At 72.1% G+C, this 14568-nt stretch carries 14 protein-coding genes and 1 tRNA gene; 12 read left to right on the top strand and 3 right to left on the bottom strand.

The genetic code is table 11. The features are described 5' to 3' along the window. Positions 1-49 precede the first annotated feature (49 nt). The 7 genes from ACULK2_RS12350 to ACULK2_RS12320 all read left to right on the top strand — a co-directional run bounded on the left by ACULK2_RS12350 (position 50) and on the right by ACULK2_RS12320 (position 6621). Positions 50-1102 carry a glycosyltransferase gene (locus tag ACULK2_RS12350; protein WP_445967525.1) on the top strand — a complete coding sequence of 351 codons (1053 nt, stop codon included), beginning with the start codon at positions 50-52 and terminating at the stop codon, positions 1100-1102. A 112-nt stretch (positions 1103-1214) separates the two neighbouring features. Next, on the top strand, positions 1215-2495 hold the full coding sequence (gene eno, locus ACULK2_RS12345; protein ID WP_445967524.1) for a phosphopyruvate hydratase: 1281 nt from the start codon (positions 1215-1217) through the stop codon (positions 2493-2495). A 74-nt stretch (positions 2496-2569) separates the two neighbouring features. After that, on the top strand, positions 2570-3184 hold the full coding sequence (locus ACULK2_RS12340) for an FtsB family cell division protein (protein ID WP_445967523.1): 615 nt from the start codon (positions 2570-2572) through the stop codon (positions 3182-3184). Further along, positions 3181-3720, top strand: coding sequence for a DUF501 domain-containing protein (locus ACULK2_RS12335; RefSeq protein WP_445967522.1), 540 nt, complete (start codon positions 3181-3183; stop codon positions 3718-3720). Before ACULK2_RS12340 ends, ACULK2_RS12335 begins: the two co-directional genes overlap by 4 nt. Further along, entirely contained in the window at positions 3717-5039 is a 1323-nt protein-coding gene (locus ACULK2_RS12330) for a S8 family serine peptidase (protein ID WP_445967521.1), read from the top strand. Before ACULK2_RS12335 ends, ACULK2_RS12330 begins: the two co-directional genes overlap by 4 nt. A 38-nt stretch (positions 5040-5077) precedes the next feature. Continuing rightward, entirely contained in the window at positions 5078-6499 is a 1422-nt protein-coding gene (locus tag ACULK2_RS12325) for an NAD(P)/FAD-dependent oxidoreductase (protein ID WP_445967520.1), read from the top strand. 45 nt (positions 6500-6544) lie between these two features. Beyond that, positions 6545-6621: transfer RNA gene (locus ACULK2_RS12320), tRNA-Leu, on the top strand. A gap of 87 nt (positions 6622-6708) precedes the next feature. Here the strand turns inward: ACULK2_RS12320 and ACULK2_RS12315 are convergent. Further along, positions 6709-7635 (bottom strand): Ppx/GppA phosphatase family protein, encoded by a 927-nt coding sequence (locus tag ACULK2_RS12315; protein WP_445967519.1) that lies wholly within the window; start codon positions 7633-7635, stop codon positions 6709-6711. A gap of 152 nt (positions 7636-7787) precedes the next feature. On the opposite strand from ACULK2_RS12315, the gene ACULK2_RS12310 reads away from it, so the two are divergent. From ACULK2_RS12310 to ACULK2_RS12295, 4 genes are read left to right on the top strand one after another with little or no spacing between them, the layout of a single operon-like run. Continuing rightward, positions 7788-8375 (top strand): TetR/AcrR family transcriptional regulator, encoded by a 588-nt coding sequence (locus tag ACULK2_RS12310; RefSeq protein ID WP_445967604.1) that lies wholly within the window; start codon positions 7788-7790, stop codon positions 8373-8375. Beyond that, the gene (locus ACULK2_RS12305) at positions 8372-9706 is read left to right on the top strand and encodes an MFS transporter (protein WP_445967518.1); all 1335 of its coding nucleotides are present in this window, start codon (positions 8372-8374) and stop codon (positions 9704-9706) included. Before ACULK2_RS12310 ends, ACULK2_RS12305 begins: the two co-directional genes overlap by 4 nt. Next, positions 9703-10953, top strand: a complete 1251-nt coding sequence (locus ACULK2_RS12300; protein ID WP_445967517.1) for an alanine racemase — start codon at positions 9703-9705, stop codon at positions 10951-10953. The genes ACULK2_RS12305 and ACULK2_RS12300 overlap by 4 nt, the downstream gene beginning before the upstream one ends. Next, a complete protein-coding gene (locus ACULK2_RS12295) occupies positions 10950-12314 on the top strand; it encodes a D-arabinono-1,4-lactone oxidase (protein WP_445967516.1) in 1365 nt (454 codons plus the stop codon). Before ACULK2_RS12300 ends, ACULK2_RS12295 begins: the two co-directional genes overlap by 4 nt. Here the strand turns inward: ACULK2_RS12295 and ACULK2_RS12290 are convergent. Together ACULK2_RS12290 and ACULK2_RS12285 are read right to left on the bottom strand one after the other, a co-directional pair. After that, on the bottom strand, positions 12289-13023 hold the full coding sequence (locus ACULK2_RS12290) for an ABC transporter permease (RefSeq protein WP_445967515.1): 735 nt from the start codon (positions 13021-13023) through the stop codon (positions 12289-12291). The genes ACULK2_RS12295 and ACULK2_RS12290 overlap by 26 nt on opposite strands. Continuing rightward, positions 13020-13682, bottom strand: coding sequence for an ABC transporter ATP-binding protein (locus ACULK2_RS12285; protein ID WP_445967603.1), 663 nt, complete (start codon positions 13680-13682; stop codon positions 13020-13022). The genes ACULK2_RS12290 and ACULK2_RS12285 overlap by 4 nt, the downstream gene beginning before the upstream one ends. 316 nt (positions 13683-13998) lie before the next feature. Here ACULK2_RS12285 and ACULK2_RS12280 point away from each other — a divergent pair, with 316 nt between their 5' ends. Continuing rightward, positions 13999-14565, top strand: a complete 567-nt coding sequence (locus ACULK2_RS12280; protein WP_445967514.1) for a LemA family protein — start codon at positions 13999-14001, stop codon at positions 14563-14565. Positions 14566-14568: the final 3 nt, after the last annotated feature.

Raw genomic sequence — 14568 nt, 5'->3', positions numbered from 1 at the left:
CGCGCCCGCGGATTCTCGGGCGGTGCGTGCTTCGTGCCATGCTCGTGGCATGACGTCGGACGCCGCCCTCGGACGAGCCGGCGAGCGAGCCGATCCGGTGGTCACCGTCGTGATCCCGCTGCACGATCGTGGTCGGTACATCGCCGAGACCCTCCGATCGGTGCTGGCGCAGTCGTTCGTCCGGTTCGAGGTCATCGTCGTCGACGACGCATCCGCCGACGACGGGCCCGACGTGGTGCGCGGCTTCCTCGGCGATCCGAGGGTGACGCTCGTGCTCCGCTCGCACGGCGGCGTCGGAGCTGCGCGCAACGCCGGGGCGGCGCTCGCGGCGCCGTCGAGCCGGTTCCTCGCCTTCATGGACGACGACGACCTCTGCGAACCCGATCTGATCTCCTCGCTCGTGACGGCACTCGAGGCGCACTCCGACGCCTCGGGGGCGTTCGCTCGGGCGGAGTTCATCGACGGCGACGGCGGGCCGGTGCACGACGGCGCGTTCCGCGACCAGATGATCGCGCGGGAGGAGCTCGGGCTGGCCGACGGGGCGGTCTCCGGCCCGTACCGGGGGATCGACCAGGTGTTCCTCGCCACGCCGGTCGTGCCGATGGGCACGCTGCTCATGCGGCGATCGGCGTTCGATGCCGCGGGCGGATACGACCCGACCTTCGTGGTCGGGCAGGACTGGGACTTCACCATCCGGCTCGCCCGGCGCGGGCCGCTCGTCGTCGTCGACCGAGCGCTCGTCCGGTATCGCCGTCACGTCGGCAACGCCTCGGCGAACCGCCGACGCGACGTCCGCACCGCTCGCCGGGTCTGGGCGACGGCCTATCATTCGCCCGAGAACACGGCGGAGGACCGGGCCGTGCTCGCGCGCGTCTGGCGGTCCCACCAGAGGCGGACGTCCGTCCGCAAGGTCGCGCAGGGACGCGCGCTGATCCGGGAGCGCCGACTCGTCGAAGGGATCGCACGGATCGCCGACGGACTCGCGCACCGCGCGCTGCGGCGGCCGTTGCGCAGCTGGCGGCGGCCCGTCCCGGGTTCCGTCGGTCACGATGACTCACGCACGATCGCGATCGAGCGCGGTCTCGTCGCGTCCGGTCGCTGACCGTCCCGAGCCTCGGCGACATACGCGAGCGGGCCTCGGAACCGGGTCCTAGACTGTCCTGCGGGCAACGACGGAGTCGTCCACGCACATCCCCATCACAGAGGAGTTCACTGTGGCATTCATCGAAGCTGTCGGCGCACGGGAGATCCTGGATTCGCGCGGCAATCCCACGGTCGAGGTCGAGGTGCTCCTCGACGACGGGACCGTCTCGCGGGCCGCCGTGCCCTCGGGAGCGTCGACCGGCGCGTTCGAGGCGTACGAGCTTCGCGACGGCGAGGCCGATCGCTACCTCGGCAAGGGCGTGCAGAAGGCCGTCGACGCCGTGCTCGACGAGCTCGGCCCGGCCGTCGAGGACCTGGATGCCGCCGACCAGCGCGTCGTCGACGCCGCCCTCATCGAGGCCGACGGCACCGACAACAAGGGACGTCTCGGCGCGAACGCCATCCTGGGCGTCTCGCTCGCGGTCGCCAAGGCGGCGGCCGACTCGGCCGACCTGCCGCTGTTCCGCTACCTCGGCGGCCCGAACGCGCACGTGCTGCCCGTGCCGATGATGAACATCATCAACGGCGGCGCGCACGCCGACACCGGCGTCGACATCCAGGAGTTCATGGTCCTGCCGCTCGGCGCGCCGACCTACTCCGAGGGTCTCCGCTGGGGCGTCGAGACCTACCACGCGCTGAAGAGCCTGCTGAAGTCGAAGGGGCTCTCGACGGGCCTCGGCGACGAGGGCGGCTTCGCACCCGACCTGGCGAACAACCGCGCCGCGCTCGACCTGATCGCCGAGGCGATCGGCACGGCCGGCTTCACGCTCGGCACCGACATCGCCCTGGGCCTGGATGTCGCGTCGACCGAGTTCTTCGAGAACGGCGCGTACCGGTTCGAGGGCCAGGACCGCACCGCGGCCGAGATGAGCGCCTACTACGCCGAGCTCGCCGCCGCGTACCCGCTCGTGTCGATCGAGGACCCGCTGGCCGAGGACGACTGGGAGGGCTGGGCGACGCTCACCTCCGAGCTCGGCGGCAAGCTGCAGCTCGTCGGCGACGACCTGTTCGTCACGAACCCGACGCGCCTCGCCGACGGCATCGCGAAGCACGCCGGCAACTCGATCCTCGTGAAGGTCAACCAGATCGGCACGCTCACCGAGACGCTCGACGCGGTCAAGCTCGCGCAGCGCGCCGGCTACACCGCCGTCCTCTCGCACCGCTCGGGCGAGACCGAGGACACGACGATCGCCGACCTCGCGGTCGCGACCGACTGCGGCCAGATCAAGACGGGCGCGCCCGCCCGGTCCGAGCGCGTCGCGAAGTACAATCAGCTTCTGAGGATCGAAGAGGAGCTCGGCGAGGCCGCGGAGTACGCGGGCCGCTCGGCATTCCCGCGCTTCACGGCGTGATGCGCGTCTGAGACGAGACGACGGGGGTGGCCGGTGGCCGCCCCCGTCGGTCGTTCCGGCGAGTGAGGAGGACGATGAACGCAGCACGTCGTCCCTCGCGCCCGTCGAGCGGGAAGCGCTCCGACGGCGCGATCGGATCGAAGGGCGCCGGGCGCCCGCCACGCCAGTCGATCCGCCAGGTCGCGGAGACGTGGCTCGCCGGCATCCGCTTCTCGGGGTTCTCGATCATCATGATGGGCGTCCTCGTGCTCGCCGTCGTCGTCCTCGCGCCGAGTATCGCGGCCTACGCGAACCAGCGGCAGCAGATCGCCGAGCTGAAGGCCGACGTCGCCCGCCAGGAGGCCGAGGTCGCGCGCCTGAAGGGGGAGCGCGAACGCTGGAACGACGAGACGTTCATCGTCACGCAGGCCCGCGACCGCCTGTACTACGTCCTCCCCGGCGAGGTGAGCTACCTCGTGATCGACGACCGCGACCCGGCGACCGTCACCACCGCCGACCGGGCGGTCTCCGCCGAGGTGACCGAGGCGCGCGGCGACTGGATGCAGACCATGCTGCGCTCGGTCATGACGGCCGGCCTCGCGCCCAGCGCGACGGATGCCGCGGAGCCGGCGCCCGACGCGGGCGGCACCGGCGCCGACGAGACGGGTGCCGACCCGACCGATCAGCCCGCCGACGAGGGGAACCGATGACCCGCCCGCCGTTCGAACCCGTCACCGAGCGCGACCTCCGGATCGTGTCGGTGCAGCTCGGCCGTCCCGCTCGCGACGTCGTCGGCATCGCCGCCCGGTGCGTGTGCGGTGCGCCGACGGTCGTGTCGACGCGGCCGAGGCTGTCCGACGGCACGCCCTTCCCGACGTTCTACTACCTCACGCACCCGGTCGCGACGGCGGCGATGTCGTTCCTCGAGGCGGCGCAGCTCATGGTCGAGTTCACCGAGCTGCTCGCCGGCGACGCCGAACTGCGCGATGCCTACCGCGCCGCGCACGAGCAGTACCTCGCCGACCGCGAGATGTTCGGCGTCGTCGAGGAGATCGCGGGCGTCTCGGCGGGCGGCATGCCGACCCGCGTGAAGTGCCTGCACGCGCTCGCGGGCCACGCGCTCGCCGCCGGGCCGGGGGTGAACCCGATCGGCGACCTCGCGCTCGAACGGTCGACGTGGTCGCCCGACGTGTGCCGCTGCCCCGACTACGGCGTGGACGACGACGAGGAGGGGCCGACCGCGTGAGCCCCGCCAGCACCCGCCCCGCTCGGCGAACCGTCGAGCGACCGCTGCCGCGCGCCGTCCGGCGCCGGTTCTGGCGCGCCGGCGTCGGCGCGCTCGTCGCGGGCGTGCTCGCCCTGTCGGGTGCGGCCCCGGCGCAGGCCGACACCGTCCGCGACCTGGAGTACTGGCTGACCGACTACGGGTTCACGCAGGCGTGGACCACGTCGCGCGGAGACGGCGTGAAGGTCGCGATCATCGACACCGGCGTGAACGGCGACGTCGCCGAGTTGCAGGGCGTCGTCGTCGGCGGCACGGATGCCTCGGGCATCGGGTCGCCCGACGGCCAGACCCCCGTCGGCGAGGAGGAGGAGCACGGCACGATGGTGGCGTCGCTGCTCGCCGGCCGCGGCACGGGCGAGGGCAACGGCGTGATCGGCGTCGCGCCCGATGCCGACCTGCTCACGGCATCCGTCGCCTTCGGGCTCGAGACGGGCGCCGACAAGACGAACGACGAGCAGATCGCCGAGGCCGTGGTCTGGGCGGTCGACAACGGCGCCGACGTCATCAACATGTCGCTCACGCGAAACACGCCGGACTGGCCCGAGAGCTGGGACGACGCGTTCCTCTACGCGTTCGAGAACGACGTGGTGGTGGTCGCCGCCGCCGGCAACCGAGGCTCGGGAACCACGCAGGTGGGCGCGCCCGCGACGATCCCCGGAGTGCTCGCCGTCGCCGGTGTCGACCGCGACCAGAACGCGAGCTTCGACGCGAGCTCGCAGGGCATCACGATCGCGGTGGCCGGGCCGAGCGAAGACCTGGTGGGGGTGCTCCCCGACGGCAGCCACGTCGTGTGGTCGGGCACGAGCGCCGCGGCGCCCCTCGTCTCGGGGCTCGTCGCGCTCGTGCGCGCGCAGTACCCGGAGCTGGATGCCGCGAACGTCATCAACCGGGTCATCCGGACCGCCGACCCGAAGGGCGAGGAGGTGCCGGGGCCGCTCTACGGCTACGGCATCATCGACCCGGTCGCCGCGCTCACGGCCGAGGTCGAGGCGGTCGAGCAGAACCCGCTCGGCAGCCTCGAGGAGTGGATCCGCGTGCATCGGCGCGCCGAGGTGCCCGCGCAGGACGGCTCGGGCGGCACCGGCGAGCAGGAGATCGTGCCGATCGCCGACCCGCCGGCGCCGCGCGCCGACAGTGCGAAGACGCTCCTGCCGACGCCGTGGACGCTGTCTTATATCACGGTGCCGCTCTCGCTGGTCGCCGGGTTTGGTACGCTAGCAGCGCTGTTGGGCATCGGCGCCACTCGGCATATCAGGCGTTCCACGCGGTCCGACGCGTAGGAGTCGCAGTCAGCACAGATCCAAGGAGTCCATTCACCGTGCCCAAGATTCTGATCGTCGGTGGCGGCTATGCGGGGTTCTACACGGCGTGGAAGCTCGAGAAGTGGCTGCGTCCGGGCGAAGCCGAGGTGACGGTCGTCGACCCGCTGCCGTACATGACCTACCAGCCGTTCCTCCCCGAGGTGGCCGCGGGCTCGATCGAGGCCCGCCACTCGGTGGTGGCGCTGCGTCGGCACCTGAAGAAGACCAACGTCATCACCGCCAAGGTGACGGGCATCGACCACGCCTCGAAGAGCGCGACCATCACGCCGGAGGTGGGCGAGCCGTGGCAGTTCGACTACGACGTCGTCGTGGTCACCGGTGGTGCGGTGTCGCGCACGTTCCCGATCCCGGGCGTCGCCGACCAGGCCCTCGGGCTCAAGACGATCGAGGAGGCCGTCGCGATCCGCGACCGCCTGCTCACGAACTTCGACAAGGCCGCGAACCTCCCCGCCGGCCCCGAGCGCGACCGCCTGCTGACGGTGGTCGTCGTCGGCGGCGGCTTCGCCGGCATCGAGGTGTTCGCCGAGCTCCGCTCGTTCGCGAGCGCGCTGCTCGAGTTCTACCCGCAGCTCTCGTTCGACGACACGCACTTCCACCTCATCGAGGCGATGGGCCGCATCATGCCCGAGGTGTCGCTCCCGACGAGCCACTGGGTCATCAAGCACCTCGCGCAGCGCGGCGCCGAGATCCACCTCGACACGCAGCTGACGAGCGCCGTCGACGGCCGGATCGAGCTCTCGACGGGCGAGACCTTCGAGACCGACCTGATCGTCTGGACCGCGGGTGTCATGGCGAACCCGGCGATCGTGCGCACCAGCGACCTGCCCGTCGAGGAGCGCGGCCGCATCATGACGCGCGCCGACCTCCGCGTGGGCGACGAGGACGAGATCGTGCCCGACGCGTGGGCCGCGGGCGACATCGCGGCCGTCCCCGACCTCTCGGGCGGCGGCGTCGGCGGCTACTGCGTGCCGAACGCGCAGCACGCCGTCCGTCAGGGCAAGCTCCTCGCGAAGAACATCGTCGCGGTGCTCCGCGGCGAGGAGCCCAAGGATTACTTCCACAAGAACCTCGGCGCCGTCGCGGGCCTCGGCGTCGGCTCGGGCGCGTTCCAGTCGGGCAAGATCGCGATCACCGGCCTCCTCGCCTGGTTCGCGCACCGCGGCTACCACGGCCTGGCGATGCCGACGTGGGAGCGCAAGTTCCGCGTGTTCTGGGGCTGGTGGAACAACTTCTGGCTCGGTCGCGACATCGTCTCGCTGCGTGCCGTGCAGAACCCCCGCGCCGAGTTCGAGCGCTTCGCCGCGCGCCCGAAGCCGGCCGGCGAGGTCGCGGCCCCGCCCGCACCGGCCAGGGCCGAGGCGAAGAAGCCCGTCGCGAAGTCGGGGAAGCCGGCCGAGAAGGCCATCGCCGCCAAGTAGGGCGCTCTATGCTGTGACGCGGTGCCGGCCCCGGGCCGGCACCGCGCTCCCGTAGCCCAATCGGCAGAGGCAGGCGACTTAAACTCGCCTCAGTCTGGGTTCGAATCCCAGCGGGAGCACCATCGGCGAACGTCGGCGCGCGGTCGCGCTCCGACCGGCTCCGCGGATGGCTCTCGCGTCGGACCACGTCGTGGCCCGGCCCCGCGGTCTCAGGAGAGCCGGTCGATGCGGCGCAGGATGAGCCCCTCGCGGAGCGCCCAGGGCGAGACCTCGAGGGTCTTCACCCTGAACGCGCGCATCGTCTCGGAGAGCACGACCGCGCCGGCGACGATCTGGAAGGTGCGGTCGGCGGTGATGCCGGGGAGGTTCGGCCTCGCGTCGGCGGGGATGCGGGCGAGCCGGGGGATCCAGTCGTCGAGGCGCGAGAGCTTGAGGATGCTGCGCTCCTCGGACCCCACGCCCTCCTCGGTGCTGCCGGCGAGGCGCGCGAGCGACCTGATCGTCTTCGACGACCCGACGACGTGGTCGACCTCGGGGATGCCGCCGATCTCGTCGACCGTGGATCGGAGGACGGCGCGCGCGTGCGTGCGGAGGGCGTCGACCTGCTCGTCGGTGGGCGGGTCGGTGGCCAGGAACTCGATCGTCGACCGGCCCGCGCCGAGCGGCACCGACCGGGCATGGTCGGGCACCTCGTCGCCGCCGTGCGCGATCTCGAGCGATCCGCCGCCGATGTCGAAGAGCAGGATGCGGCCTGCTGACCAGCCGTACCATCGGCGGACCGCGAGGAAGGTGATCCGTGCCTCGTCGGCGCCGCTCAGGACGTCGAGGTGGATGCCGGCGGTCTCCTCGATCAGCGCGAGCACCTCCGCGCCGTTCGTCGCCTCGCGGATGGCGGAGGTCGCGAAGGCCAGGAGCTCGTCGATGCCCGACTCCTTCGCGACGGCCGATGCCTCGCGGACGGCGTCGAGGATGGCGTCGACGCCATCCTGACTGATCGACCCGTCGTCGTCGAGGTAGCGCATCAGCCGGAGCACCGCCTTGTGGGAGGCGGCGGGGATCGGCCGCGCGCCCGGGTGCGCGTCGACCACGAGCAGGTGGACGGTGTTGGATCCGACGTCGAGAACCCCGAGGCGCATGAGGCGAGCGTACCGGGAGGCTGGTGCGGCGCGCGCGGGGCATGCATACTGGGTCGGACTGGGACGAGCGTCCCAGTCCGACGCCCGCCATCGCATCCCGACCGGCGTCGGACGATGAGGTCCACCGAGGCCGAAGGAGCGCCGTGTCCCGCATGCCAGCCGCCGAGCGTCGCCCTGCGCTCATCGAGGCGGGCCTGCGCGTCATCGCGCGCGAGGGCATCGCCGGCGCCTCCACCCGCGCGATCGTCGCCGAGGCGGGGATGTCGCTCGCGAGCTTCCACTACGCGTTCGACTCGCGCGACGCCTTCCTCGACGAGCTGACCTCGACCGTCGTCGCCCGCGAGGCGCAGGCCGTCCTCCCGCTGCCCGACGTCGACGGCGACCTGCGCGAGGTCATCGAGGCGGGCTTCGTGCGGTACCTCGATCACCTCCGAGCCGACCCGGCGCACGAGCAGGCGATGCTCGAGCTCACCCAGCACGCGCTCCGCGCGCCCGAGCGCCATCCGCTCGCCGTCGCCCAGTACCGGCGCTACGCCGACTTCGCCGAGCAGGCGCTCGCGCTCGCCGCCGAGCGGGTCGGTGCGTCCTGGCGCTCGCCCGTCTCCGAGGTGGCCGGCGTGCTCGTCGCCTTCACCGACGGCATCACCCTGACCTGGCTCGTCCACCGCGACGACGACGCCGCGCTCGCGGCGGCGCGCGCGGCCGCCGACGCCCTCTCGAGAATGGCGGACCCCCGGTGACCCGGACCGACGGCGGCGACGCGACGACCCCGACCACTCCCGCGACGCCCCCGACATCCGGCACGCCCGCCCCGCGGGGCGTCCCGACGGCCTCCGGCGCCTTCGACGAACCCACGCGTCCGGTTCGCGCCGGCTGGATGGCGGCGTTCGCCGCCGCCTGGCTCGGTGTCTGGATGGCGCAGCTCACGCCCGTGCAGCTGCTGCTGCCCGCGCAGATCGACGCCGAGCTGCGCCCCGACGACTGGATCGAGAGCGTCGTCGCGTTCGGCGTGGTCTCCGGGATCGCGGCGCTGTTCGTGGTCATCGCCTACCCGCTGACCGGGGCGCTCTCGGACCGCACCACGTCGCGGTACGGCCGCCGTCGCCCGTGGATCGCGGGCGGTGCGCTGCTGTTCGCCGCGTCGCTCGTGGTGCTCGGCCTGCAGCACGAGCTGTGGGCGATCGGCCTCGCGTGGGTCGGTGCGACGATCGGCTTCTGCGTGATGACCGCGGCGCTCACCGCGACCATCTCCGACCAGGTGCCGGTTGGCCAGCGCGGCGTGGTCTCCGGCTGGATGTCCGCGCCCCAGGCGGTCGGCATCATCCTCGGCCTCGTGCTCGTCACCATGGTGTTCACGGGGCAGCTCACGGGCTACGCCGTCGTCGCGGTCGCGCTCCTGGTGCTCGCCGTCCCGTTCCTCCTCCGCCCCGAAGCGCCCCTCGCGGCCGGCGAGCGGGAGCGGGTCACCGCGCGCGGCATCCTCGCGAGCCTCTGGATCAGCCCGCGCGGGCACCCGGACTTCGGCTGGACCCTGCTCAGCCGCGTGCTCGTCTCCATCGGCAACGCACTCGGGACGAGCCTGCTCCTCTACTTCCTGATGTTCGGGCTCGGCGACGCGAACGCCGAGGAGGACCTCATCGTCCTCACGCTGATCTACATGGTGTTCGTGATCGTCGCGTCGCTCGCCTTCGGGCGGCTCTCCGACCTGCTCGGCCGCCGCCGCGTCTTCGTGCTGCTCGCGGCCTCGTTGCAGGGCGTCGCCGCGCTCCTGCTCGCGGTCTTCCCGGACCTCGGCGTCGCGATGGTCGCCGCGGGCCTCCTGGGACTCGCCTACGGGTGCTTCCTCTCCGTGGACCAGGCGCTCGCGACCCAGGTGCTCCCCGACCCCGCCTCGCGAGGCAAGGACCTCGGCATCTTGAACATCGCGACCGCCGTGCCGCAGTCGCTCGGGCCGCTGCTCGGAGCCCTGGCCGTCGTCGCGACCGGGTCGTTCACGCTCGTGTTCGTCCTCGGCGCCGTGTTCGCGTTCGCGGGCGCGGTCGCCGTCTCGCGAGTCCGGAGCGTGCGATGACGGCCGCGCTCGACCTCCGCCCCTCTCCGGCGGCCAGGCCGTGGCTCGACCCATCCGTCCACTGGCCGGCGATGACGGCGGCGACGCGTCACCTCGACGCCCCCGTCGGGGCCCTGCACCTCGGCGCGCTCCGCTGGAACGCGCAGGAGATGCTGCGTCGTGCGGCCGGGACGCCGATCCGGATCGCCACGAAGTCGATCCGCGTGCGCGCGGTCGTGGAGGCCCTGCTCGCCCTGCCCGGCTACCGGGGCGTGCTCGCCTACACGTTGGCCGAGGCGATCTGGCTGGCAGAGCGGATGCCGCGGCTCGACGACCTCGTGGTCGGCTACCCGACGGCGGAGACCGCCGGGATCCGCCGGGTCGCGACCGACGCCGACCTCGCGCGGCGGATCACGCTCATGGTCGACTCGCCGGAGCAGCTCGACCTCGTCGACGCGGTCATCCCGCCGGGCGAGCGCGAGGAGATCCGCCTCTGCCTCGAACTCGACGCCTCGTGGCACGCGCCGGTGCTCGGCCACCTCGGCGTGCGCCGGTCGCCGGTGCACGAACCCGACGACGCGGGCGCGCTCGCCGAGTACGTCGCGGAGCGCCGCGGGTTCCGGCTCGTCGGCGTGATGGCGTACGAGGCGCAGGTCGCCGGCGTCGTGAACGCCCCCCGCGGTCGTCCGGTCGACGGGCTCGTGAACCGATGGATGCAGTCGCGCTCCATGCCCGAGCTCGTCGAGCGGCGCGCGCGGGCCGTCGCCGCGGTGCGCCGCCACGCCGATCTCGAGTTCGTCAACGGCGGCGGCACCGGATCGCTCGAGGCCACCGCCGCCGACCCGTCGGTGACCGAACTCGGCGCAGGCTCGGGCATCCTCGCCGGGCACCTGTTCGACGGCTACGCCCACTTCACGCCCGCCCCGGCCGCGGCCTTCGCGCTCGACGTCGTGCGGTCGCCGAGCCCGCGTCACGCGACGATCCTGGGCGGCGGTTGGATCGCGTCCGGCCCGCCGGCGGCCGACCGGCTCCCGCGGGTGGTCTGGCCCGAGGGGCTCCGCATGCTGCCGCGCGAGGGCGCGGGCGAGGTGCAGACCCCGGTCACCGGCGCGGGGGCGGGGCGCCTGCGCCCGGGCGACCGGATCTGGCTGCGGCACACGAAGTCCGGCGAACTCGCCGAGCACCTGAACGGGTTCGCCGTCGTCGACGGCGACGAGGTCGTCGGCTCGGTGCCGACCTATCGAGGAGAAGGGACGGCGTTCCTGTGACGGCGAGCGGAGCGGTCTGGCGCAACTGGGGTCGAACGGAATCCGTGCGCCCGAACCGGATCGAACGGCCCGGGGACGCCGGGGCGGTCCAGCGCGCGGTGATCGCCGCCGCGGCATCCGGTCGTCGCATCAAGCCTGTCGGGTCGGGCCACAGCTTCTCCGGCGTCGCGGTGGCCCCCGACATCCAGCTCGACCTCGCCGACCTCACGGGCGTGATCGATGCGGATGCCGCGACCGGCCGGGTCACGCTCGGCGCGGGCACCCCGCTGCATCGACTGCCCCGACTGCTCGAGCCGTACGGCCTCGCGATGCCGAACATGGGCGACATCGACCGGCAGACGATCTCGGGGGCGACCTCCACCGGCACCCATGGCACGGGCGTCGGATTCGGCGGTCTCGCGACGCAGATCGTCGGCGCGCAGCTCGTGACGGGCGTCGGCGAAGTGCTCGCCGTGAGCGAGACCGAACGGCCCGAACTGCTGCCCGCGGTGCGGCTCGGCCTCGGAGCGCTCGGCGTGATCACCGAGCTCACGCTGCAGCTGGTGCCGCGGTTCGTGCTGCACGCCGTCGAGCGCACCGAGGCGCTGGACTCCGTGCTCGACGAGTGGATGCCGCGCGTGCATGCGGCCGACCACTTCGAGTTCTACTGGTTCCCGCACACGTCGACCGCGCTGACGAAGACGAACACGCGCCTGCCGGGCGACGCGCACCGCTCGCCGCTGGGTCGCACCGAGCGCTGGCTCTCCGACGAGGTGCTCGCCAACGGCGTCTACCGCGCCATGTGCGCGCTCGGGCTCGTCGCGCCGGCGGCGACGCCGCCGCTCGCGCGCCTCGTCGAGCGGTTCACCGGCAACCGCGACTTCAGCGACCTCTCGCCGAACGTCTTCACGACGAACCGGTCGGTCCGATTCCGCGAGATGGAGTACGCGATCCCGCTCGAGGCCGTTCCCGAGGCGTTCCGCGCAGTCCGCTCGCTCATCGACCAGCGCGGATGGCGCATCACCTTCCCGATCGAGGTGCGGGCCGCGGCATCCGACGAGAACTGGCTCTCGACCGCACACGGGCGGGAGACCGGCTACCTGGCCGTCCACCGCTACTTCCGCGAGGACCCCGCGGAGTACTTCGCGGGCGTGGAGGAGATCATGCGCTCCTTCGGCGGTCGACCGCACTGGGGCAAGATGCACACGCAGACCGCGGCGACGCTCCGCGAGGTGTACCCGCGATTCGACGACTTCCTCGCCGTGCGCGATCGGCTCGACCCGCAACGGCTGTTCGCGAACCCCTACCTCGATCGCGTCCTCGGCAGCGGTGACGCGCACGGCGGCCGCTCCGAGGTCAGGGCGTACGACGGCGCAGCGTGATCGACCCGAGCACGATCGAGCCGACGATCCACGCCCAGATCACGACGATCTTCCCCCAGATCCACGCCGCGTCCTCCGATCCGTCGGCGACCGCGGTCAGCGCGTCGATCGCGAAGCTCAGGGGGAGTGCGTCGCCGATCGCCTCGAGCACCTCGGGCAGCTGATCGCGCGGCAGGAAGATCCCGCCGAGCAGGATCTGCGGGAACACCAGCACGGGCATGAACTGGACGACCTGGAACTCGGTGCGCGCGAACGCGCTCGCGAGCAGGCCGAGCGCCGTGCCGAGAAGTGCGTCCGACACCGCCACGGCGAACAGCAACCAGATCGACCCCTCGATCTCGAGGCCGCACACCCAGACCGCCCACGACACCGCGATGGCCGTCTGGAAGATCGCGAGCAGGCCGAAGGCGAGCGCGTAACCCAGGATGAAGTCGCCCTTGCCGAGCGGCATGGAGAACAGGCGCTCCAGCGTGCCGCCACGGCGCTCGCGGAGCGTCGCGATGCTCGTGACGAGGAACATCACGATGAACGGGAACAGGGCGATCATCGCCGGCCCGATGTCGGCGAACACGTCGGTGTCGGTGAAGATCCACGCGACGAGGCCGATGAGCAGGCTCGGCACGACGAGGAGCAGTCCGACCGTGCGGGGGTCGTGGCGGATCTGGTTCAGCACCCGCCCGGTTGTCGCGAGCGTCCGCATCGGCGTCATCGCGGGCCGTCCTCGTCCGTCACCGGCGTGGCCGCGCGCTCGATCAGGGTGAGGAACGCGGTCTCCATGTCGTCGGTAGCCGTCACCTCCAGCACATGGGCCACCGAGGCGTCGGCGAGCAGTTCGCCGTTCCGCATGAGCAGGAGCTGGTCGCAGCGCTTGGCCTCATCCATGACGTGGCTCGAGACGATGAGCGTCGCGCCCTCGGCGGCCGACTGGTGGAACAGGTCCCAGAGCTCCACGCGAAGCACCGGGTCGAGTCCGACCGTCGGCTCGTCGAGCACGAGCAGCTCCGCATCGCCGAGCAGTGCCGCCGCCAGCGACACGCGGCTCCGCTGTCCTCCCGAGAGCGAGCCGGCGAGCCGGCCCGCGACATCGCCGAGGTGCGTGCGGGTGATCGCCTCGTCGACGTTCGCCCGCGGGACGCCGAGCACGCGCGCGAAGTAGGCGAGGTTCTGGCGCACCGTCAGGTCGTCGTAGACGCTCGGCTGCTGCGTCACGTAGGCGACGCGGCGGCGGAGCTCCCGCGAGCCCGCAGGAAGACCGAGCACGTCGATCGTGCCGGACTGCACGACCTGCACCCCGACGATCGAACGCATGAGCGTCGTCTTGCCGCTCCCGCTCGGTCCGAGGAGTCCGACGATCCGCCCACGCGGCACCGTCAGCGAGAGGCCGTGCAGCACCGGGGTCTTCAGCCGGCGCACGTGCAGGTCGCGGACCACGACGACGTCGTCGGAGCCGTCGCCGCGGGTTCCGTCGCGACCGGCGTCGTCCGCGTCGGGTGCACGACCCGATTCGATCGGCGCCCGATGGCGCCCGTGCGGGGTGGCAGGCTCGCCCACGAGGCTGAGCCTACGCCCGGAGGCGCCCCTCCGCTCGCTCCGAGTCTCATGGGAGTTGGGGGCGCGTCACAGCCCCGATCGTTAGGATTGAACGTCCGCTGATCTCGTCGCCGATATCTCAGGAGTCCCCGCCATGGAATGGCTCATCCCGCTCATCATCGTCGTCGTGCTCGTCCTGGTGATCGGCATCTACCTGTGGGCGACCTACAACTCCCTGGTCACGTTGAACGTCCGTGTCGACGAGGCGTGGAGCGACATCACGGTGCAGTTGAAGCGTCGTGCCGACCTCATCCCGAACCTCATCGAGGCGGTGAAGGGCTACGCCGCGCACGAGAAGGCCGTCTTCGAGAACGTCACGAAGGCGCGTGCCGAGACCCTCTCGGCGAGCGGACCGGCCGAGGCGTCCGCCGCCGAGAACCACATGCAGCAGGCGCTGAAGTCGATCTTCGCGGTCGCCGAGGCGTATCCGCAGCTGCAGGCGAGCCAGAACTTCCTCCAACTGCAGTCCGAACTCGTCGACACCGAGGACAAGATCCAGGCCGCCCGCCGGTTCTACAACGGCGGCGTGCGCGAGCTCAACACCAAGATCAAGGTCTTCCCGAACACGCTGTTCGTGCGCGGGCTCGGCTTCCACGAGCGCGAGTTCTTCGAGGTGACTGAGGCGGCGGCGATCGCCGAGCCACCGCGCGTGCAGTTCTAGCCG

The organism is Agromyces molybdatiresistens (assembly GCF_052748445.2).
Note: the sequence above shows the minus strand (reverse complement) of the source record. Positions and strands in the feature narration are given on the sequence as shown.